The 20,968-nt window shown below is 42.6% G+C and carries 21 protein-coding genes and 1 other annotated feature; all 21 genes read right to left on the minus strand.

Annotated elements, in window-relative coordinates:
- Positions 1-53 precede the first annotated feature (53 nt).
- The gene (locus tag ABFG93_RS02605; protein ID WP_347550412.1) at positions 54-1,370 is read right to left on the minus strand and encodes a solute carrier family 23 protein; all 1,317 of its coding nucleotides are present in this window, start codon (positions 1,368-1,370) and stop codon (positions 54-56) included.
- A gap of 142 nt (positions 1,371-1,512) precedes the next feature.
- Complete coding sequence (gene pyrR, locus ABFG93_RS02610) at positions 1,513-2,055, minus strand: bifunctional pyr operon transcriptional regulator/uracil phosphoribosyltransferase PyrR (protein WP_347550413.1); 543 nt, start codon at positions 2,053-2,055, stop codon at positions 1,513-1,515.
- A gap of 195 nt (positions 2,056-2,250) precedes the next feature.
- On the minus strand, positions 2,251-3,165 hold the full coding sequence (locus tag ABFG93_RS02615) for an RluA family pseudouridine synthase (protein WP_347550414.1): 915 nt from the start codon (positions 3,163-3,165) through the stop codon (positions 2,251-2,253).
- A complete protein-coding gene (lspA, locus tag ABFG93_RS02620; protein WP_347550415.1) occupies positions 3,165-3,626 on the minus strand; it encodes a signal peptidase II in 462 nt (153 codons plus the stop codon). The genes ABFG93_RS02615 and lspA overlap by 1 nt, the downstream gene beginning before the upstream one ends.
- A 215-nt stretch (positions 3,627-3,841) precedes the next feature.
- Complete coding sequence (gene ileS / locus ABFG93_RS02625) at positions 3,842-6,598, minus strand: isoleucine--tRNA ligase (protein WP_347550416.1); 2,757 nt, start codon at positions 6,596-6,598, stop codon at positions 3,842-3,844.
- Between the two features lie 82 nt (positions 6,599-6,680).
- Positions 6,681-6,895, minus strand: a binding site (T-box leader).
- Positions 6,896-6,969: 74 nt separating this feature from the next.
- Positions 6,970-7,488: a DivIVA domain-containing protein gene (locus tag ABFG93_RS02630; RefSeq protein WP_347550417.1), complete on the minus strand. Its 519-nt coding sequence runs from the start codon at positions 7,486-7,488 to the stop codon at positions 6,970-6,972.
- A gap of 89 nt (positions 7,489-7,577) precedes the next feature.
- A complete protein-coding gene (locus ABFG93_RS02635; protein WP_347550419.1) occupies positions 7,578-8,351 on the minus strand; it encodes an RNA-binding protein in 774 nt (257 codons plus the stop codon).
- Positions 8,351-8,614 (minus strand): YggT family protein, encoded by a 264-nt coding sequence (locus ABFG93_RS02640; RefSeq protein ID WP_347550420.1) that lies wholly within the window; start codon positions 8,612-8,614, stop codon positions 8,351-8,353. Before ABFG93_RS02640 ends, ABFG93_RS02635 begins: the two co-directional genes overlap by 1 nt.
- A gap of 21 nt (positions 8,615-8,635) precedes the next feature.
- The gene (locus tag ABFG93_RS02645; RefSeq protein WP_347550422.1) at positions 8,636-9,067 is read right to left on the minus strand and encodes a cell division protein SepF; all 432 of its coding nucleotides are present in this window, start codon (positions 9,065-9,067) and stop codon (positions 8,636-8,638) included.
- Positions 9,068-9,094: 27 nt separating this feature from the next.
- Positions 9,095-9,772: a YggS family pyridoxal phosphate-dependent enzyme gene (locus ABFG93_RS02650; protein WP_347550424.1), complete on the minus strand. Its 678-nt coding sequence runs from the start codon at positions 9,770-9,772 to the stop codon at positions 9,095-9,097.
- A gap of 7 nt (positions 9,773-9,779) precedes the next feature.
- Positions 9,780-10,607, minus strand: a complete 828-nt coding sequence (pgeF, locus tag ABFG93_RS02655; RefSeq protein ID WP_347550425.1) for a peptidoglycan editing factor PgeF — start codon at positions 10,605-10,607, stop codon at positions 9,780-9,782.
- 88 nt (positions 10,608-10,695) lie between these two features.
- Entirely contained in the window at positions 10,696-10,965 is a 270-nt protein-coding gene (locus tag ABFG93_RS02660) for a YlmC/YmxH family sporulation protein (RefSeq protein WP_347550426.1), read from the minus strand.
- Positions 10,966-11,035: 70 nt separating this feature from the next.
- Positions 11,036-11,815: an RNA polymerase sporulation sigma factor SigG gene (sigG, locus tag ABFG93_RS02665; RefSeq protein WP_347550427.1), complete on the minus strand. Its 780-nt coding sequence runs from the start codon at positions 11,813-11,815 to the stop codon at positions 11,036-11,038.
- 83 nt (positions 11,816-11,898) lie between these two features.
- On the minus strand, positions 11,899-12,618 hold the full coding sequence (gene sigE / locus ABFG93_RS02670) for an RNA polymerase sporulation sigma factor SigE (protein WP_347550428.1): 720 nt from the start codon (positions 12,616-12,618) through the stop codon (positions 11,899-11,901).
- A 28-nt stretch (positions 12,619-12,646) separates the two neighbouring features.
- Positions 12,647-13,564, minus strand: coding sequence for a sigma-E processing peptidase SpoIIGA (spoIIGA, locus tag ABFG93_RS02675; RefSeq protein WP_347550429.1), 918 nt, complete (start codon positions 13,562-13,564; stop codon positions 12,647-12,649).
- A gap of 169 nt (positions 13,565-13,733) precedes the next feature.
- Positions 13,734-14,648 carry a homoserine kinase gene (thrB, locus tag ABFG93_RS02680; RefSeq protein ID WP_347550430.1) on the minus strand — a complete coding sequence of 305 codons (915 nt, stop codon included), beginning with the start codon at positions 14,646-14,648 and terminating at the stop codon, positions 13,734-13,736.
- A complete protein-coding gene (gene thrC, locus ABFG93_RS02685; RefSeq protein ID WP_347550431.1) occupies positions 14,645-15,703 on the minus strand; it encodes a threonine synthase in 1,059 nt (352 codons plus the stop codon). The genes thrB and thrC overlap by 4 nt, the downstream gene beginning before the upstream one ends.
- Positions 15,703-16,995 (minus strand): homoserine dehydrogenase, encoded by a 1,293-nt coding sequence (locus ABFG93_RS02690; RefSeq protein WP_347550432.1) that lies wholly within the window; start codon positions 16,993-16,995, stop codon positions 15,703-15,705. Before ABFG93_RS02690 ends, thrC begins: the two co-directional genes overlap by 1 nt.
- Before the next feature lie 169 nt (positions 16,996-17,164).
- Positions 17,165-18,307 (minus strand): cell division protein FtsZ, encoded by a 1,143-nt coding sequence (gene ftsZ, locus ABFG93_RS02695; RefSeq protein ID WP_347550433.1) that lies wholly within the window; start codon positions 18,305-18,307, stop codon positions 17,165-17,167.
- Positions 18,308-18,337: 30 nt separating this feature from the next.
- Entirely contained in the window at positions 18,338-19,615 is a 1,278-nt protein-coding gene (ftsA, locus tag ABFG93_RS02700; RefSeq protein WP_347550434.1) for a cell division protein FtsA, read from the minus strand.
- 478 nt (positions 19,616-20,093) lie between these two features.
- Positions 20,094-20,876 (minus strand): cell division protein FtsQ/DivIB, encoded by a 783-nt coding sequence (locus ABFG93_RS02705; protein ID WP_347550435.1) that lies wholly within the window; start codon positions 20,874-20,876, stop codon positions 20,094-20,096.
- Between the last annotated feature and the right edge of the window lie 92 nt (positions 20,877-20,968).

Consider the following 20,968-nt stretch of genomic DNA (forward strand, 5'->3'; position numbering starts at 1 on the left):
CGCATCTATCTCCCACCCTTTAAGGTCTCTCAGTACCTTTTTAAAGGATGATGCTATGCAGCTGGTTCTTTATTATCCATTTCTTCTTCAAATATTTTTTCAACTGATGGCTGTGTTTTGCCACCAGGGAGAATCAGATTTAGTGCAATCCCGATGATTGTAGCAAGGGCCATGCCTGCGATTTGAAGGTTATCACTTACTTGTATAAATGCCCCGCCTACCCCAATGACCAGGATAACAGAGGAGATAATCAAATTTCTCTTATCCCCTAGATCAATTTTGTTATCAATAAGCATACGCAGTCCTGATGATGCGATAATTCCGAAGAGCAAGATCGAGACGCCTCCCATGACTGCTGTTGGAATTGTTGAAATGACTGCTGTTACTTTTCCAACAAATCCGAAGATAAGAGCAAGGACAGCTGCTCCACCGATAACAAAGACGCTGAACACACGCGTTATCGCGAGCACACCAATGTTTTCACCATAGGTTGTGTTTGGTGGCCCTCCAAGACAAGAAGCAATCATTGTTGCAACACCGTCGCCCAGTATAGATCGGTGGAGGCCAGGTGTTTTCAAAAAGTTCTTTCCGGCTACTTTACTTAAAACCATTTGATCTCCTATGTGCTCTGCGATTGTTACTACTGCAATTGGCACCATGATGAAGAGAATTTCCCACGAGAACACTTCTGCCGGGTTATAGTCCGCAAAAGGAAGGATAAAGTTCGGCATTTGAAAGAGTGATGCCTCACGAATCGGTGATAAATCAACGATCCCCATGAAGTAAGCGAATGTATAACCAGAAACAATTCCGATTAGGATTGGAATCAGGCTGAAAAACCCTCTTAGAAATATGGAAGCAAGAATGGTGACACCTAGTGTAACGAGTGCGACTGTAATGTGTGTACCACTATAAGATTCTGTTGCAGGGTTATTCATGGCCATATCGATCGCGGTACCGGCAAGGCCAAGTCCGATAACCATAATAACTGGACCAACAACGATCGGTGGTAAAAGTTTGAGCAGCCAGTTCAATCCTAGTGCGCGGATTCCGATCGCTACAAGACCGTAGACAATCCCGGCAAAAAAGCTACCGATCATTGCTCCTTCAGGGCCATGCAAGGACACCGCTGAAATAATAGGTGCGATAAATGCGAATGATGACCCAAGATAAGCTGGAATCCTGCCTTTTGTAATCACCAGGTAAGCTAGTGTGCCCAATCCGCTTGAGACAAGAGCTACGGCCGGGTCAAGACCAACTAGAAATGGTACTAATATCGTTGCGCCAAACATGGCGAATAAGTGTTGAAGACTTAATGTAAGCCAACTTGATGCTTTCGGAACCTCTCGAATGCCTAATGCTTGCTTCATATCTACTTTCCTCCTTGAATGTGCATCCTGTCCGTGCAATAAAAAACTCCTTGCACGGACGCAAGGAGGTACACGCGTTCCCTAACCGGAACGCGTCTCCTCCCTTGCCCGTCTCACTGGACGAACTTAAAGGGAGCACGATTTATGTTTGTGTAATGCTAACCTGATCAAAGTCATCGACTTCCTTCAGGGCAACTTCAATAATTTCTTCATTCGATGTTGGTACATTTTTTCCAACATAATCGGGACGGATCGGCAGTTCGCGATGCCCTCGATCAACAAGCACAGCCAGCTGAATTTGCGATGGACGACCAAGGTCCATTAGTGCATCCATAGCTGCACGGACTGTTCGACCTGTGTAAAGCACATCATCCACCAGGATCACTTTCTGATCTGATACGTCTTTTGAAATGCTTGTTCCTTTGATTAATGGATCTTGATCTTCATTCTTATGGGTAAGATCATCTCGATACATTGTGATATCAACCTCACCAACAGTAATCGCTGATCCTTCAATCTGTTCAATTCGTTCGGCCAGACGCTCAGCAAGGTAGATCCCTCTTGTTTTAATTCCAACTAGCATGGTATTCTCAATTCCTTTGTTTCGTTCTAATATTTCATGAGCAATTCGTGTTAACGCTCTGCGAATCGCCTGGTCATCAAGAAGAATTCTCTTGTTATCCATGCAGGTCACCCCTTTCTCTATCTCTCGTTTACATAAAAAAACCCTTATGCCATGAGAGCAAAAGGGTTTTGGGCATACAACTGTACAGATATCTCGTACATTAGCCATTTTTCCTTTGCAGCCTCACGGGACTGTCGTTAAAGGGTATGCTATTGTCTAATACGATTATGGCAGATAAGGTGAATCAAGTCAACCTCAATCTTGTCTGAGACGCTTGAGCAACCTTTCAATATCTTCAGGAATAGGACATGAGAATTCAAGCCACTCTTCTGAAACCGGATGTCTAAAGCCAAGCAGGCCCGCATGAAGCGCCTGTCCATCAATTGGAAGTGATTTTCTTCTCGGACCGTACTTTGGATCACCTGCGACCGGATGATCAATGTATTTCATGTGTACTCTAATTTGGTGCGTTCTGCCGGTTTCAAGCTGGCACTCAACGTACGTGTACTGCTGGTAACGCTCTAGCACTCTAAAATGCGTGACTGCATCTCGACTATTCTCATCTGTTACAGTCATCTTCTGTCGATCCTGCTTATCACGGCCAATTGGTGCATCAATCGTGCCAACATCGTGCTGAATATTGCCATGAACGATTGCTGTATAGCGGCGGTTTACAGTTTTAGCTTGAAGCTGTTTAACAAGAGATTCATGAGCTCTGTCATTTTTCGCTACCATCAACAAACCGGATGTGTCTTTATCGATCCGGTGAACGATTCCAGGACGGACAACGCCGTTAATCCCACTTAAATCTTTAACCTGGTGCATTAATCCGTTCACGAGCGTACCTCGGGCGTGCCCTGGTGCCGGGTGAACAACCATTCCCCGTGGCTTGTTTACAACGAGAACATCCGCATCCTCATAAACAATTTCAAGATTCAGGTCTTCTCCGACAATTTCAAGCTCTTCAGGCTCAGGAACAGTTACTTCAATTTCATCGCCCTCAGAAGCTTTGTAATTTCCTTTCACAGCTTCACCGTTAACTTGAATATTTTCGTCTTTAATCCATGTCTGCACTTGGCTACGGGACCAGTCGCTTTCATATGATGTGATAAGCTTATCGATTCGCTCGCCTTTTTCTTCTTCCGTTACTTTAAATGTGAATTTTTCCATTAGTTTTCCCCTTTAGCCTGCTTACTTTCAAAAATTGTTCCGATAAAAATAAGAATGACACCAACTACGAGTGATGCATCCGCAACGTTAAAGATCGGAAAGTCATATGAGAAGATAAACGTGTTAACAAAATCCACGACTTCTCCTCTTAGCACTCGATCTATAAAGTTCCCAATTGCTCCTCCAAGTATAAGTGCCAGCGTTACACTGACAAAACGGCTATGGCGATACTGTTGCATGTAATAAATAACCGCTCCAATAACGAAAATCGTAATGATATAAAAGAAAACCATCTGTCCCTGAAGGATTCCAAAGGCTGCGCCCCGATTTCGATGTGAGGTCAGATAAAGAAAGTCGTTAATCAATGTGATGCTTTCTCCATAATCCATCTTCTTGACAACAAGCCATTTTGTCCACTGATCAAGAATAATGATGACAATGGCTATGAGATATTTCCACACGTGCGCTCCTCCGATCAAATGTTACTTCCTATGAAAGTTTAGCACAGCTTGCTTCAGCAGACAATCCAAACTGAATAAGATCGCCTCAATCTGGTGTTCATAGACAACGAAAAGACGCTTTGCTTGGCAAAGCGTCTTTTCTTTTTATCATGTTAGATATGAGTGATTGTTGGCTCACTTACGCAAACGATCGCGGTTTCAACTAACAAAGTTTATTAGTAATGACTTTTAACTGTTTCAGCACAGCTTGCACAGAGTGTTGGGTAGTCGCTATCTGCTCCAACATCTGTTTTTACTTGCCAGCATCGTTCACACGTTTCTCCCTCAGCAGGTGAAACTGAAATGGCTAGTTCTTCATAGACTTTCGCTTCTGCAGGAGCTTCTGACATCGTTCCAGCGACAGATGCAGCAGAGACGATGAACAGTTTTTCAAGATTAGCTACGCCTTCTAACAATTCTTTCGTGCCATTGTCAGCATAAATATGAAGCTCGGCTGTAAGTGATTTACCAATTTTCTTTTCATTTCGTGCTTCTTCAAGTGCTTTTAGAACTTCATCACGAAGCTCCATGACGTGGTCCCACTTTTGCTCGAGGTCCGCTGTACCTTCGAAGATTTCCACTTCAGGCATATCAGAAAGCTGAACGTATTCTTCCTTTTCACCAGGTACATACTGCCATACTTCTTCTGCTGTATGTGGAATGATTGGAGAAAGAAGTTTCGTTAACGCAACAGCCGTCTGATAAAGGACCGTCTGGATTGCACGACGCTTCGGATGATCTTCATGCTCGATATAAAGCGTATCTTTCGCAATATCGAGATAGAATGAGCTCATCTCGATTGTAAAGAAGTTATGAATCGTATTATAAACCGTTAAAAATTGATACTCATCATACGCTTTCTTCACTTTTTCAATCAGATTATTGAGCTTAACTAGCATATATTGATCGAGCTCACCGAGGGCTTCGTAAGAAACCTGATGCTGAGAAGGATCAAAACCTTCTAGGTTTCCAAGCATAAAGCGGAACGTATTCCGAATTTTACGGTACACTTCTGCTACCTGTTTTAAAATATCATCTGACACTCGAACGTCAGCTTGATAATCAGCAGAAGAAACCCAGAGACGAAGAATGTCAGCACCCAATTGCTTCATAACATCATTTGGTACCATCGTGTTACCTAGTGATTTACTCATTTTCTTTCCTTCGCCATCAAGGATAAAGCCATGGCTGAGGACTGCCTTATATGGTGCTTTGCCAGTTACTGCAACAGCTGTTGAAAGGGAAGAGTTAAACCATCCACGGTACTGATCGGAACCTTCAAGATACAAATCAGCTGGACGGGCCAGATCGCTGCGTTCTTCGAGTACAGCCTGGTGTGAAGATCCTGAATCGAACCATACGTCCATAATGTCCATTTCCTTACGGAACTCGCCATTCGGGCTGTGCTCGGATGTATATCCTTCAGGTAGAAGTTCTTTCGCATCCCACTCAAACCAGATATTTGATCCATGCTCACGGAACAAATCTGATACATGTGCAATTGTTTCATCCGTAATGATCGGCTCGTTGTTTTCACCGTAGAACACCGGGATTGGAACACCCCAGGCACGTTGACGGGAAATACACCAGTCTTCACGATCCTTCACCATATTATGAAGGCGGATTTCACCCCATGATGGGAACCATTTCACGTCTGCAACAGCTTGAAGAAGCTCAGGACGAAATTCTTTAATCGAAGCGAACCATTGCTCTGTCGCTCGGAAAATGATTGGCTTTTTCGTACGCCAATCATGTGGATACGAGTGCGTGAAAAACGTAAGCTTAACAAGTGCGCCAACTTCTTCTAGCTTCTCTGTGATTGGTTTGTTCGCTTTATCATAGAACATGCCTTCAAAGCCGGGTGCCTCATCAGTGAATACGCCTTTCTCATCTACAGGACAAAGGATATCGAGCTTATACTTTCTTCCAATTACATAGTCATCCTCACCATGACCTGGGGCCGTATGAACACAACCAGTACCGGCGTCAAGTGTTACATGATCACCAAGAATGACGAGTGACTTGCGATCATAGATTGGGTGCTGAGCCGTTACATATTCAAGCTCGCTTCCTTTCACACGCTTCAATTCTTTTACTTCGTTCCATTCAAACTCATCTTTCAACTGTTCAACAAGCTCTGTTGCCACAACATACTTGTTGCCATCTACTTCGACGACGCTATATTCGAATTTCTCATTTAGTGCGATCGCAAGGTTAGAAGGGATCGTCCATGGTGTTGTTGTCCAGATGATGAATTTCTCATCTCCATCTAATACACCTTTTCCATCCTTCACGTCAAACGCGACATAGATTGACGGGGAACGTTTATCCTGATATTCAATTTCAGCTTCTGCCAAAGCAGATTCTGATGTTGGTGACCAGTAAACGGTTTTTTTATCTTTGTAGATATAGCCTCTTTTCGCCATTTCGCCAAACACTTTAATTTGCTGTGCTTCATACCCTTTATGAAGCGTGATGTACGGATTATCCCAGTCACCTCTTACACCAAGACGTTTAAATTGCTCACGTTGACGGTCCACCTGCTTAAGAGCGTACTCTTCACATTTCTTTCTGAATTCAGCAACCGTTAACTTTTTGCGATCAACGCCTTTTTTCGTTAGCGCCTGTTCGATTGGAAGACCGTGTGTATCCCAACCTGGAACGTATGGTGCGTTGAAACCATTCATGGATTTGTAACGGACAATGATATCTTTAAGAACTTTGTTCTCGGCATGACCCATGTGGATATCGCCGTTCGCATATGGAGGTCCGTCGTGCAGGACGAAGAGTGGCCGATCCTTCGTTCTTTCCTGAACTTTTCCATAAAGGCTGATGCTTTCCCATTCTTTCTGCATGTCAGGCTCTTTATTAGGCAAATTCCCTCTCATCGGGAATTTGGTTTTCGGCATTAAGAGCGTTTCTTTGAAGCTCATGAGCTTTCCTCCTTCAAGTTATAACGACGTACATAAACGATAGGCAGGCTTTATTTAAATAAAAAAAACCTTCTCATCCCTGGAAAGGGACGAGAAGGTTTTCCCGTGGTACCACCCAACTTAAGCGCTAGATGCGCTCACTTTGCATTCGTAACATGAATGATTCGCCGGGGCTTACTTATCGTTCAGCACGGGACTCCGGGGCGATCTTCTCTGATTGCTTAACACCGGGCTCACACCTCCCCCGGCTCGCTTTGTTAAGTAAGAATCAGGTACTCTTCCCATCTTAGTCGATCGTTATTGCTATGTGTAAAATTATAGTGTAAACAAAAATAAGAAGTCAAGTGTATGACAAATAAAATATAAGTGCCCTATGCTTTCTCTTCGCTTTGCTCCTGCTGTTGCTGTTGCTCTTCTTCTTCATCGAAGCGAGCGACGAGTCCATCCCAGTCTTCGTTATTTAGCATTTCAAGCTGGGCTTCAACAAGCATACGAAAACGTGTGCGATAGACGGCTGCTTGCTTCTTAAGCTCTTCATTGTCCATCGAAATCTTTCTTGCTTTCGCAAGAGAATCGTTAATAATGCGATCAGCGTTCTTTTCTGCTTCCTTTACAATCAATTGAGATTCCTTTTTTGCATTCTGTCTAACTTCTTCGGCAGATTCCTGAGCTACGAGAATCGATTTATTTAACGTTTCTTCAAGAATGGAAAAATGACCCAGTCGCTCTTCAAGAAGCTTCACTCTCTCGTTAAGCTCTTTCTTTTCTCTAATTACTGTTTCGTAATCCTTGATTATCTGATCCAAAAATTCATTAACTTCATCTTCATCATAACCGCGGAATCCGCGAGTAAACTCTTTGTTATGAATGTCTAATGGTGTTAAAGGCAATTCAGCCACCTCCGATTTACTCTCTATTCATATACCCGGCCTAACGTATTTCGACAAACCTTTTGGATATTCCTTCTAATTATGACAAACTATTTTCTTATATGATAGGTTATTCGCCATTTATCTCTCTTTGTTTTCCCATCTATTGAAACTATTTTGCTTCTTCCAGAGCCTCTAAGAGATAGATAGTCTCCAGCCCCGACTTCTGAAGAAGGCTGGTTAACGACTTTCCAATTCAGTTTAGCTCTCTCATGTTCAATCATAGTCGCTACTCTGCTTCGTGAAATGTTGTACACTTCGGCGAGAACCGCATCCAACCGAAGACTCGATACCGTTCCTGTTTGCTCTTCCCACTTTGCTTCATGAACATGCACATGAGATAAAGGAATTTCCTCGGGTGAAATGGATGCTTTCCCTGCCTGGTTCAGGTTCATCTTCACAAAATCGGCAATTTCCTTCGCTACAATTAAATGAGCACTGCTTTCCTGCACTATAATGTCACCGAATTTGTCTCGCTTTAAACCAAGTCCCATCATCGCACCCAGTAGATCAGGATGAGTTAGGGAAACGAACTTAGCTGGATATGTAATTTCAAATGCAGTTAACTCGAAGTCCTCTGGAGAAACCTCCAGATACGGAGGAACGAGCAGTGCACGCTGTCGCTCTGTCCCCGCCACTCCCCCTGAGAAAAACAGGCGAACATCAGGATGATTCCCTATAATTAGTTTAACTATATCCTGCTCTCGAGGATCTAGGAAATCCGTTAGTTTCGGCACATATCTTTCCTGCACTTCATCCTGCCACTCAAGGACGCGATCCACAAATGTCCGTTCTTCTGGACGGTAATGTTCGTAAATAGACATTAGCCAATCATATTAAAGAGAGCAACAATGCCGTATTGAGCAAACTGAAGAGCAAAAATCGCTACGATTGGAGAAATATCCAGCATACCGCCAATTGGTGGGATAATCTTACGGAATGGAGCAAGGTAAGGCTCTGCTACGGAAGCGATCATCTTTCCAATCGATGATTCTCTAGCGTTTGGAATCCATGACATGAAAATGTAGATAATCAAGATCCATGTGTAAATTTGTATGGCCCCAAGTAAAATTGATGCAATGTTCAAATTGTTCACCTTCCTTAATGGTTATTCATAAATTTCATCAGTGATGTTGCCAGAAATCTCAACGTTATCCGGTGTACATAAGAACGTTTCCGGACCGAGCTTTTGAATATCGCCCCCCACAGCATAGACAGTCCCGCTTAGAAAATCAACAATTCGTCTTGCCTGATCTTGAGGAATGCGTTGAAGGTTCATGACCACAGATTTACGATTCTTTACGTGATCAGCAATATCCTGAGCTTCAGCATACACTCTTGGCTCAACCAGTACAACTCTTGAGTTCTTTTGAACGCTTTGAAGGCTAACCACATTTTGTTTACTTTGCTTTCTGGCTGCTCTTGTTTGCTCCTGCTCTTCTTCTTCCTCCATGTATAGATCTTGCTCCTGATGCTCATCCAACTCTATTGTTTCATCATCAAGTTCAAAGAACTGTTTAAATTTCGTTTTAATACCCAATTCCCTGCACCTCCTGGAGAGCTTATTTTATTTTTCATTACCAACGAGTGATGAACCGATTCGTACGAAAGTTGCACCTTCTTCAACTGCTATTTCGTAATCATTAGACATGCCCATGGATAACTCCGTGCATGGCGCATGCTCGACTGAAAGCTTCTTTACACTGTCGCCAAGCTCTCGCAACCTTTGAAATACGCTTCGAATCTTATTTGTATCCTCTGTGTTTGGTGCCATCGCCATTAACCCAACCACTTTAATCAGCGGATAATCTGTCAGCGATTGAATAAACGGAATTGTCTCATCTGGTGACAACCCGTGCTTGGACTCCTCACCAGAAACGTTAACCTGAACAAAGCACTTTATTTCACGTTTGGCACGTTTTTGAATTTCTTTCGCGAGCGATCGGCGATCAAGAGAATGAATATAATCCACGTAAGGAAGAACTTCCTTCACTTTGCGAGACTGAAGCGTGCCTATGAAATGCCATTTCGGATAAGAGCCTAATGCTTCCACCTTCTCTAACAGTCCATCAACACGACTTTCACCAAAATGGTTAATTCCAGCATCGAGTGCCTCTTTTGTACGGTACACACTCACATATTTCGTAACCGCTACGACGTTCACACGATGAGCATCCCGGTTCGAACGTTCTGCTGCCGCTTTGATATTTGCTTCAATTGTAGCTAAATTTCCTTTTACATCCACGTTAATGTTATACCTCCCCGAGTCCTATGTAGCCCATCATTCTTCCAGTCCTGCCTTTCTCATTACGATGAGAAAAGAACAGACTGCTGCAGCTTGTACAATAGTCACTAGTGGCAATATGATTTTCTTGGATCCCTGCTTTACGCAGAAGTGACCGGTTAACAGCTTTTAAATCAAGCTGAAATTTCCCATTTGGTTTCGAAACAAAAAAGACTTCTGACTCTTCCACAACTGTTTTCACCTGGTCGATCACACCGTCATCGACTTCATAGCAGCACTTTCCTATTGATGGACCGATAGCAGTATAAATATCTTCGCTCGTAATGCCGTCAGCTTTCCACGCTCGAATCATCTCTCCTGCAATATCTTTCGTCGTACCTTTCCAGCCTGCGTGGGCAATTCCAACTCTTCCCACTGAAGGTGCATAGAAGAAAAGTGGTACACAATCAGCATATAACGCTGTCAAAAGCACATCATGATCATCTGTATACAACCCATCAACGTCTTTTATCGCATCTTTATGGTCTCTTACTCCGCGTCCGCAGTCACTAGTTGACACCTTTGCAAGTAAAGCGCCATGTACTTGTTCTCCAACGACCCAGTGATCAATCGGATAGTCGATCGCGTTTCCCAGCGTCATTCGATTTGATAGAACATCTTCAGGTTGATCCTGTACATGGAATCCAAGATTCAAGCTGGAAAACGGAGCCTGGCTTACTCCGTTTTTACGGGTTGAGAAGCCTGCAGTTAGCGCATGCCCCCGATCAGCTTTATCTGAAAACGAAAGTGCCAGTGATGTCATGGATACTGTATTCTGAAATGGTTCTTTCCCCACAATTGCACCCCTTTAATACCTGATCATGTTTATACCCTATTTTATCATAATATGTTGAATCTAAGGGATATAGATTGTGAGTTCTTCTTTACGATTCTTTTTGATATGGTTCCGCGTCAGCCGTATCATAGTGTCTGACTAAAATGACATCTGAACCAATTTTAACAATATTACGCCAGGGAATCACTACGTCACTTTCACGGGCGAAAAGGCCCATCATCTTACCTGAGCCCGGAATCACAATCGCTTCTATTTTCCCAGTCGTTAAATTAATCTCTAAATCAGCAATGTGACCAAGTTTTTTCCCATTCGAAACATTGACAACATCTTTTACTTGAAACTCAGAAATTTTTATCATCACGCACCCACCTTTCACTTCATTATATGAAAACTAGGCAAAAGAAAAGACCTGTTTCACAGGTCTCATTCTAACTTTGAATATTTTTGTTCATTTGATTGATAGCTGCCTTCTCAAGCCTTGATACCTGTGCCTGAGAAATTCCGATCTCATCAGCCACTTCCATCTGTGTTTTCCCCTGAAAAAATCGCATCTGGAGAATCATATTTTCCCTTTGATTTAGCCTCGTCATTGCTTCTTTTAAAGCGATGTCCTCGAGCCATTGGACATCCTTTTGTTTGTCATCACTAATTTGATCCATTACGAAAATGGGATCGCCACCGTCATTATAAATTGGTTCAAACAATGAAACAGGATCCTGAATCGCATCCAGTGCAAAAACAACTTCTTCTTTCGTCACACCCAATTCTTTCGCAATTTCAGTAGGATTTGGTTCTCTGGCATGTTTCGTCATCAATTTATCCCTAACCTGGAGGGATTTGTAGGCAATATCCCGCAGTGATCGTGATACTCTTATCGGATTATTATCACGCAAGTAACGCCTGATTTCACCGATAATCATCGGTACTGCATACGTAGAGAATTTCACGTTTTGCGATAAATCAAAGTTATCTATGGATTTCATCAGGCCAATGCAACCGACCTGGAACAAGTCATCCACATACTCCCCTCGATTATTAAACCGCTGAATGACGCTTAGAACAAGGCGTAAATTGCCATTCACCAGTTCCTCGCGAGCAGAGATATCTCCTTCCTGCATTTGCTTAAATAGAACTCTCATTTTTTCATTTTTTAATACTGGAAGTTTGGAGGTATCTACTCCACAAATCTCGACTTTGTTTCGTGTCAACTCTTTCCCTCCTCATCGGAGATGCTGTCAAAGTAAAGTATCTCCGCGAGTGGGAATTTTATGCATCTGTCAGAACAGGATGCTTAGACCATTTTATTAAATTCTTTTCGAAGTCGCTTAATGATGCGCTTTTCAAGCCTTGAAATATAAGATTGAGAAATTCCAAGTAAGTCGGCTACGTCTTTTTGCGTTTTCTCTTCCTCTCCCGCCAGACCAAACCGTAGTTCCATAATTTGTTTTTCCCTGGCATTAAGTGCTTCAAGCGCTTTTACTAACAACCTTCGATCTACGCGTGCTTCAATTCCTCTCGTAATAATATCGTCATCTGTTCCGAGTACATCAGAGAGTAAGAGCTCGTTTCCATCCCAGTCCACATTAAGCGGCTCATCAAAGGACACTTCTGAACGAATCTTATTATTTCTCCTAAGAAACATCAGAATTTCATTCTCGATACAGCGGGAGGCGTACGTTGCCAGTTTGATTTTCTTTTCGGGATTAAACGTATTCACTGCTTTTATTAGTCCGATTGCACCGATGCTGATCAAATCTTCAATGTTAATTCCAGTGTTTTCAAATTTCCTTGCAATGTAAACAACAAGCCTTAGATTCCGTTCAATTAAAATGGAACGTGCTGCCTTATCCCCTTTTGGTAGCTGAATTAACAGATGAGCTTCTTCTTCTTTGGATAGCGGAGGAGGAAGCGCTTCGCTCCCTCCTATGTAGTAAATTTCATCCGGCTTAATCCCAAGCTTCATTAGAATTCGCTGCCACAAGAGAACAAGTTTAATTCGTATTTTCCCCATCCAGAACTCCTCCTTGTTTGTCTTTTTTCTAAGACGCAGACGCCTTATGTCCTGTCAGCATTTTCGGATGAAGGATACAGCTATATTCTTTTTCCCCAGATATACTCTGGAAACTAAGTCCAACGAGCACCTTTTTCACTGTAATGGCATGGTCTTTCATCGTAATAATAACTTCATCCGGCTTTACGGCACACAAGAATTGGTTATCTTGTCCGACAGCGCGATACGGAACAATACGTAATCGATGTTCCCACCTGTCCCCCTCTCCTTCACTTTGAAATTCTGTAATATTTCTTGCTTTCTCTAGAAACGCAGTTGAGAAATGTGAAGCATGAATCGTCATGTCGAGAATCATGACAGGTGAACCGCTTAATGGGTCTTGAAGCTGGTTACCACTGTCAATGAGTGCGGACGCCGAAATGCTAATTTCATCAATATGAATGACAATATCTGCGAGCTGATCATAATGAATTCTAGTTGTTTCAAGCATTTCAACTCTCCGCTTTGAAAACAACCAGATTGTCGGGAAACCAATTAATATGAAGATCCAGCTGATGGGATCACCAAATCCAGCCCCTTTTGTTGCTACCGCCCCATTGTAAATCGTCACTTCTTGCTGCATAAAATAATGTGCTCCCATCATTCCGCCGCCAATCATAAAGGTGACGAAATAAAACAATAACCAGCTTTGAATAAAACTTCGAAAGCGGGTAAAACCAAACGTTACACTGACAATAACAAACGAGTAGATGAGTTTAATAAACGGATTCGCCATGAATGCCATGCCTGGTATAAAAAGGAAGAGCACATAAAAGGAGGCAATTAGTGCACCGGCAGCTAGGCGTCTCTTCTTCACATGTCTCTTTAGTAATAGTCCTGTTAGCGCAAGAATCATGTAATCAAAGCAAACGTTCAACAGCCAAATTACATCAAGGTATACTGCCACCAATTGCCTCCTTCCATGCGATTTTGATACTTAGTATAGACTAGATTCTTTTGAAAGACTGTCAGATTGTGCCACACATACTAAGGTTATTTTGGATAAATATCACTAGTTTTGTCATGAGAACTCATAACAAAAAGCCGCCCATGGTTGGACGACTTTTAGACATTATTTATTGAATTTGAAAAGCATCGCTTCTTTCAACACCCGTTGGCGCTGTTAATAATACCTCACAGTCATATAAGGGAAAAGCTTCTTCAAGTTTAGAGGAAAGTTTGCCAGAAGACCCCTCTGGAGTAAACACTATTAGAGTAGGACCAGCACCACTGAGCGCTGCCCCATATGCTCCATGTTCCATTGAGAAATCTTGAACAGCGTCTAAATCAGGTACAAGGTGCTTTCGGTAGGTTTGATGAAAAAGATCGTGTTTCATCAGCTTCCCTGCTAGCTGCCAGTTATTCTGAAGTGCAGCCGCTACAAATACATTGGCAATACTGCTTGCTTCAACCGCCTCCTGAAAAGGAATCGCATCCGGCAGAACCGATCGGGAATCGGTCGTTTTTAATTTGTGTGACGGAATCAAAGCGATCATCTCGAGATTTTCAACAACGTGCGAAACGGTACCTATTTCTTTTTGTCCTGTGGCAACGACAAGACCCCCTAGAAGAGAAGCGGCGACATTATCCGAGTGTCCCTCAAAGTATGTTGCGATCTCGATCTTGTCATCTAGGTCCAAATGAAGATCCATCGTGTAATCTGCTATTTCTACAGCTGCCACAATTGCAGCTGCGCTACTGCCCAAGCCTCTTTCAAGAGGGAGCTCGCTTTCCATCGTAACCATATGGGGAGGTGCTTTTTTTCCCTGTCCATAGGTTTGTTCAATATATTCGATTGCCTGATAGATCATATTTTCCTTTCCGGATGGAAAAGTTTCATCAAAGTTGACGTATTGGAAAGTCCATTCTTCTGATGCCTCAAGCTGAACATTCAAATATCGGTTAATCGCAAGGCCGATGGAATCAAAACCCGGCCCAAGATTGGAAGTGCTTCCGGGTATTTTAAAATGGACTTGTTCTCCTTTGCTCAATGGCTAACACATCCTTTAAGCTCTTCCAAAAACGCATTTTTATCAGCTGCTACTACACGTGGTTTCGCGAGGACGGCGTCCATCGCTGTTGCTGGATCTTTAAGTCCATTGCCTGTCAGCACTGCTACAACACTGCTCCCTTTCTTGATTTCACCTGAAGCTACCTGCTTCATAACGCCTGCAACTGATGCGCAGGAGGCCGGTTCAGCAAACACACCTTCTTTTTTAGCCAGCTCTTGATACGCGAAAAGAATTTCTTCATCCGTTACACTATCAATCTTTCCATTTGATTCGAGAACGGCTTCTTCTGCAAGATGCCAGCTTGCTGGATTCCCAATTCTAATCGCAGTGGCAATCGTTTCCGGCTCCTGGATGATTTTCTTCTGGACAATGGCAGCTGAACCTTCCGCTTCAAATCCGCGCATTTCCGGGCGATCGCTTTCAGCAAGGTATTCTCTGAATCCTTTCCAATAGGCGGAGATATTCCCCGCGTTACCAACAGGAATTGCCAGAACATCAGGTGCTTTACCTAGCTGGTCACATACTTCTAATGCTGCTGTTTTCTGCCCTTCGAGTCGGTATGGATTAACGGAGTTCACAAGAGCAATTGGCTCTGTTTCAGCAATGTCTCGAACCATGCGGAGCGCCTGATCGAAGTTGCCATCTATCTCAAAGATTTCCGCCCCATAGATCATGGCCTGGGCAAGCTTCCCTAGAGCAACTTTTCCTTTCGGAATAACAATAATGCAGCGAAGACCTGCCCTTGCTCCGTATGCTGCAGCAGCAGCGGCTGTATTCCCAGTGGAAGCACAAATGATCGCATTACTGCCTTCTTCCTTTGCTTTGGCAACGGCCATAACCATGCCTCTGTCCTTAAATGACCCTGTCGGATTCGCGCCTTCAATCTTCACATGAAGAGAAATGCCAAGCTCTTCTGAAAGCTGATCCAGCTTTAAGAGAGGGGTATTTCCCTCATTCAAGCTGAGTTCTGGTGTATGCTCTGTGATCGGTAAATAATCTTTATATTGTTTCAGAAGTCCATTCCAGCTTTCCATTACATTCCCTCCACACGGTAGCGACTTTTCACTTCTACAACTACATCTAAATCTCTCAATCGGTTATGAACGTCTTCAAATGCTTTCTGATTCGTTTCATGCGTAATGATCACAAGCTCCGCTGTGCCATTGTTTACGACAGGCTCCTGGATAAGCTTCTCAAGGCTTAATCCACGATCCTGGAATAGGTGTGAAATCTTCGAGAACGCCCCAGGTTCATCCTTTACAATCAGTCTGATGAAATGTTTACTCTTAATGTCTTCATCCTCCTTCAACTTTCTCTCATGCTGAGGTAGAATGACACTTTTCCCATTTACACCAAGTCTCATATTTTTGATAACGGCAACAAGGTCAGACACAACAGCGGTAGCTGTTGGCAGTTGTCCTGCTCCTGGTCCGTAGAACATCGTCTCACCAACTGCTTCACCATATACATACACCGCGTTATATTCATCGTTTACAGCTGCTAGCGGATGTCGTGAAGGTAACAATGTCGGTTGAACAGATAGCTCAATTGAGCCATTTGTTGAACTGGCAATACCTAATAATTTAATCGTGTAACCAAGCTTTTTACTGTAAGCAATATCATCCTCATCGACGCGAGTGATACCCTCCACCTTTACATCATCGAGTCCTACCTTCATGGAAAATCCAAGCGTACCTAGAATAACCATTTTGCGAGCGGCGTCCAGTCCTTCAACATCGGCTGTTGGATCTGCTTCTGCGAAGCCTAGCTCCTGTGCTTCTTTCAAAACACTCTCGTATGGCACATTGTTCTTCGTCATCTTTGTTAAAATGTAATTCGTTGTGCCATTCACAATCCCCATTAGCTTTGTAATCCTGTCTGACGATAGGCCTTCTACTAAACTTCTAAGAATCGGAATACCACCCGCTACACTAGCTTCGTAGAAGAGATCACATTCGTTCTCAACTGCTGCTGATAGCAATTCTCTTCCGTGGATGGCCATCAAATCTTTATTAGCCGTAACAACATGCTTACCATTATTTAAAGAGCTGAGAATAAATTCTTTTGCCTGGTCGATTCCTCCGATTACTTCAATGACAACGTCCACATCCGGATTTTGAATAACGTCTTCCGGATTTAAAGTAAGAACACTTTCATCGAGGTCCACGCTTCGATCTTTATCCATATCTCTTACAAGAACCTTTGCTACTTTCACTTCGCAGCCAACTCGCTGCTGAAGTTCTTTCTGGTGGGAATCAATCATATGTACCACACCGCTTCCTACTGTTCCAAGACCTAGTAAACCAACTGATACGCAATTCTTCATAGCTCTCCACTCCTTTGTCCTTCTGGCGAGGACACTTGTTTTTATATAAGGGACATTATACGTGTGATAGGCAAATAACACAACCGTATTCTCAGAAAAAAGAGAATTAAATACAAAATATTTTTTCTGAAAAAAGAAACCAGCTCTAAAAAGAGCTGGTTTCACTGGTTTATCTTCTATTACGCTTACGGTTGCGAAGGAAAGTAGGGATATCCAGTGTTTCATTAGATTCCTCTACTCGTGCGCCAAACTTGGAAGGTTCAGGCTGAACTTCTTCCTCTTCATGCTTAGAATGCTGAATCGGAGCACTTTGCTTCGATTGCGCAGAAGGACGAGGCACTGTTTTCTTTTTGTTTTCACTTTCATCAAATCCAGTTGCGATTACGGTTACTAGAATTTCATCTTTCAATTCTTCGTTAATAACTGAACCGAAAATCATGTTAACGTTCTCGTCTGAAGCTGAAGAAACGATATCTGCTGCTTCGTTCACTTCATACAGACTCAGGTTAGATCCGCCTGTAATGTTCATAAGAACACCTTTTGCTCCATCAATAGATGTCTCAAGCAATGGAGAGGAAATTGCTTTTTTAGCCGCTTCAGATGCACGATTTTCACCTGTAGCAATACCGATACCCATCAGGGCAGAACCACGTTCTGTCATAATTGTTTTCACATCGGCAAAGTCAAGGTTAATAAGCCCTGGTACCGCAATCAAATCTGAGATACCCTGAACACCCTGACGAAGGACATTATCTGCTTCACGGAATGCTTCAAGCATTGGCGTATTCTTATCCACGATTTCAAGAAGACGATCGTTCGGAATGACGATTAACGTATCGACTTTCTCCTTAAGCATTGCAATACCCGTAACTGCCTGAGTTGAACGTTTTTTACCCTCAAAGGTAAATGGACGTGTCACAACACCCACTGTTAGCGCGCCAAGCTCTTTAGCGATCTCAGCAATAACAGGAGCAGCTCCAGTTCCTGTTCCGCCTCCCATACCTGCTGTTACGAAAACCATGTCAGCACCACTAAGTGCTTCCTGGATCTGCTCTTTGCTTTCCTCAGCAGCTTTCTTACCAATTTCAGGGTTTGCACCGGCACCAAGGCCTCTTGTTAATTTACCACCAATTTGCATTTTCACTTCAGCTTTAGCCAGGTTTAATGCCTGAGCATCGGTGTTAACAGCGATAAATTCAACACCTTGTACACCATTTTCAATCATACGATTAACAGCGTTGCTTCCGCCTCCGCCGACACCGATCACTTTTATTTGTGCTAATTGTTCCATATTCATATCAAACTCTAACATCTCAGGTCCTCCTAATCTTGTAATAGCCCTTTATTCAACAAATAGATTAAAGAAATTCTTCACTTTCTCTTTCATACCCGGTGAAGATTTCTCACTCGGTTGAGGTTCGGCTTTTGTTCTACGCTTGGGCTTCACTTCTTCTTCAGAGTTAAGCGATGCTGCTACTTCTTTCCCCTGAATTTTCACGTTCTTGTACGTAAATTGGATAAGACCAATACCAGTTGTATATTGCGGCTCGCGAACGCCAATATAGTCTGGAACAGCAACCCTTACATTGTGCTGCAGAATTTCTCTTGCAAGCTCCAATACGCCATCCATTCCCACCATACCGCCAGTTAAAACAAAACCACCTGGCAACTCACGAATTCCCATTCGCCTAATCTCGTCTTCTATCAATTCTAACATCTCTTCGATCCGAGGTTCTATAATATGAGCTAATTCATACTGATTAAATTCCTGTTCAGCTGAGCTCCCTATTGTCGATACTGTAAAAGATTCCTCTTCTGAAGCAAGATCAACGAAAGCATTACCGTGCTTGACCTTAATACGCTCAGCTTCTTCAGTCGTTGTTCTAAGACCAATTGAAATATCTTTCGTTACATGGTCGCCACCAATTTGAAGCACGGATGTCGCTTTTAAAGAGCCTTCTTCAAAAATCGAGATCGTTGTAGAACCCGCGCCCATATTAACGAGCGCCACACCAAGATTCCGCTCATCCTTCGATAGCGCCATCGATCCACATGCAAGCGGTTGTAGACAAATATCAGCAATTTCCAGACCCGCTTTTTCAACGCATCTTAACAAATTATGTAATACTGTTTTAGAACCTGTAATGATTGTGCCTTCCATTTCTAGACGGACACCAATCATACCACGTGGATCTGTTATATCATCTAATCCATCGACAACGAATTGTCCTGGAATGACATCAATAATTTCTCGCTCAGGAGGGATAGAAACTACCTGCGCTGCGTCAATTACTCTTGCAATGTCCTCATCATGAATTTCACGGTCTTCACTTGATACGGCAACTACACCATGACACGGTTGAAGTTGGACGTGATTCCCGTTAATTCCCACAATCACAGAACGAACGGATAAGCCTACCATTCTTTCTGCGTTTTCTACTGCCTGTTTAATTGAACGAACAGTTTCATCTATATCCACAATCGACCCTTTGCGAATACCCTCAGAAGGCGCACTGCCAACTCCAAGTATATTCAATGAATCGTTTGTCATCTGACCAATGATTACTTTTACATTGGATGTACCGATGTCTAGACTCACATAAATCTCATTGCTGTTCATTCTACTGGCACCTCCTTCAAAATACTACCATATTCAGGTATTTTTATTTTCTCTATAATCGCGCTGAAGAAATCCTCAACACCTTTATATACACTACAACTAGAAGTATAAAACTTCCTCAAGAATCTCTGAGTCAATTCCCGGGAAGAATGTGATATATGGACTCTATTCCACAAATACGTTTATTTCCCTTCTTTTGTACAAGATTTTCTCGATTTTTTACATTTTGTATTTCCCACTATGAATCTTACAGCTCTTTTTACCTATAAAGGGGAAAAGCAACAGTTAGATACTAGTCTACACCATGTGAAAGCAGTAGAAAAGTCACTGATTCTCAATAATGCTTGAGAATTTCACAGTTTCTCATTTTCTACCTACGCTTCGGGTTATACGTTGCGGTGATACGCCCTGCTTATAACCGTTCGTTCAGCTTCACTATTCCTTGTCCATAAAAAACGAGAATCACTCCATTTTAACATTAAGATTCCTTTTTTTCCTCTTCTTCTACCGAAATGTCTTCATATGGTTCCAGCCAGCTACCCTCATTAAGGTAAAGAACGCCTTTTGGCTTATCTTTAAGTTCTTTGACAATCAATGGATAATTGTTCACTTTCTCAGCAAACTGAAGTATGCTTGTCCTCACTTCGTATCCATCTGTCATAAAAAGAGTAATGTTAAATGCTTTGTCGCCTTCAGGTGTATAGTGGATTTCTGAGATCCGGTTAATAATACTCATTTTTACTTTTCGCAATTCTCCTGCCATGTTAGAGAGCTCAGTGCTTTCATCCCACTGCATCAGGATTGGTGCACTTACCGGTGTGTCACTTGATGGAAGAGCATCAAGAATCGTTCCCGTCTGTAAAATAGGAAAATACTTGCTTCCTTTTTTCAAATATGCGACACGTTCGTTCTCGATCACTTCAAGTGTGACAGTAGCTGGGAACTGCCGCCTAACAGTTACGTCCGCAATTTCTTTAGATTGTTTAATACTAGTTTCAATTTCTTTAGTGTTGATATTCCAGAAGCTAATGCTGTCATTCACTCCGCTTAGCTTCTGAATTTCCTTATCGGAAACATAATGATTACCTGAGACTTCAATGTTCCGAATGTGACTTAAGGAAGATTGGAAGTAAATGATCAGCAAAATAAGAAAGAAAAAGATCGATAGATAAACAACCAACCTTCTGTTTGCCCTCTGCTTGCGCTGTGCTTTCAATGTCGGAATCCGATCTTCAATTGTAACAACTTTGCGATCTTCCATTGTCTTGCCTCCGTCTCCGGTTATTGAAATTCTGTCGATTCTCAAGGTGTCTGAATGCCGATCATAGCAACCGTACAGCATGATTCAGCTTA

Origin of the sequence: Pseudalkalibacillus hwajinpoensis (genome assembly GCF_039851965.1) — a bacterium.
Classification (GTDB): domain Bacteria; phylum Bacillota; class Bacilli; order Bacillales; family Guptibacillaceae; genus Guptibacillus; species Guptibacillus hwajinpoensis_E.

Bases quoted from the DNA above. Each gene is read 5' to 3' on its own strand.
- ftsZ (WP_347550433.1), bottom strand. From the start codon at position 18,307: ATGTTAGAGTTTGATATGAATATGGAACAATTAGCACAAATAAAAGTG.
- sigE (WP_347550428.1), bottom strand. From the start codon at position 12,618: ATGGGGAAAATACGAATTAAACTTGTTCTCTTGTGGCAGCGAATTCTA.
- ABFG93_RS02605 (WP_347550412.1), bottom strand. From the start codon at position 1,370: ATGAAGCAAGCATTAGGCATTCGAGAGGTTCCGAAAGCATCAAGTTGG.
- pyrR (WP_347550413.1), bottom strand. From the start codon at position 2,055: ATGGATAACAAGAGAATTCTTCTTGATGACCAGGCGATTCGCAGAGCG.
- ABFG93_RS02660 (WP_347550426.1), bottom strand. From the start codon at position 10,965: ATGATAAAAATTTCTGAGTTTCAAGTAAAAGATGTTGTCAATGTTTCG.
- ftsA (WP_347550434.1), bottom strand. From the start codon at position 19,615: ATGAACAGCAATGAGATTTATGTGAGTCTAGACATCGGTACATCCAAT.
- ABFG93_RS02615 (WP_347550414.1), bottom strand. From the start codon at position 3,165: ATGGAAAAATTCACATTTAAAGTAACGGAAGAAGAAAAAGGCGAGCGA.
- ABFG93_RS02705 (WP_347550435.1), bottom strand. From the start codon at position 20,876: ATGGAAGATCGCAAAGTTGTTACAATTGAAGATCGGATTCCGACATTG.
- ABFG93_RS02635 (WP_347550419.1), bottom strand. From the start codon at position 8,351: ATGTCTATTTACGAACATTACCGTCCAGAAGAACGGACATTTGTGGAT.
- thrC (WP_347550431.1), bottom strand. From the start codon at position 15,703: ATGGAAAGCTGGAATGGACTTCTGAAACAATATAAAGATTATTTACCG.
- ileS (WP_347550416.1), bottom strand. From the start codon at position 6,598: ATGAGCTTCAAAGAAACGCTCTTAATGCCGAAAACCAAATTCCCGATG.
- ABFG93_RS02690 (WP_347550432.1), bottom strand. From the start codon at position 16,995: ATGAAGAATTGCGTATCAGTTGGTTTACTAGGTCTTGGAACAGTAGGA.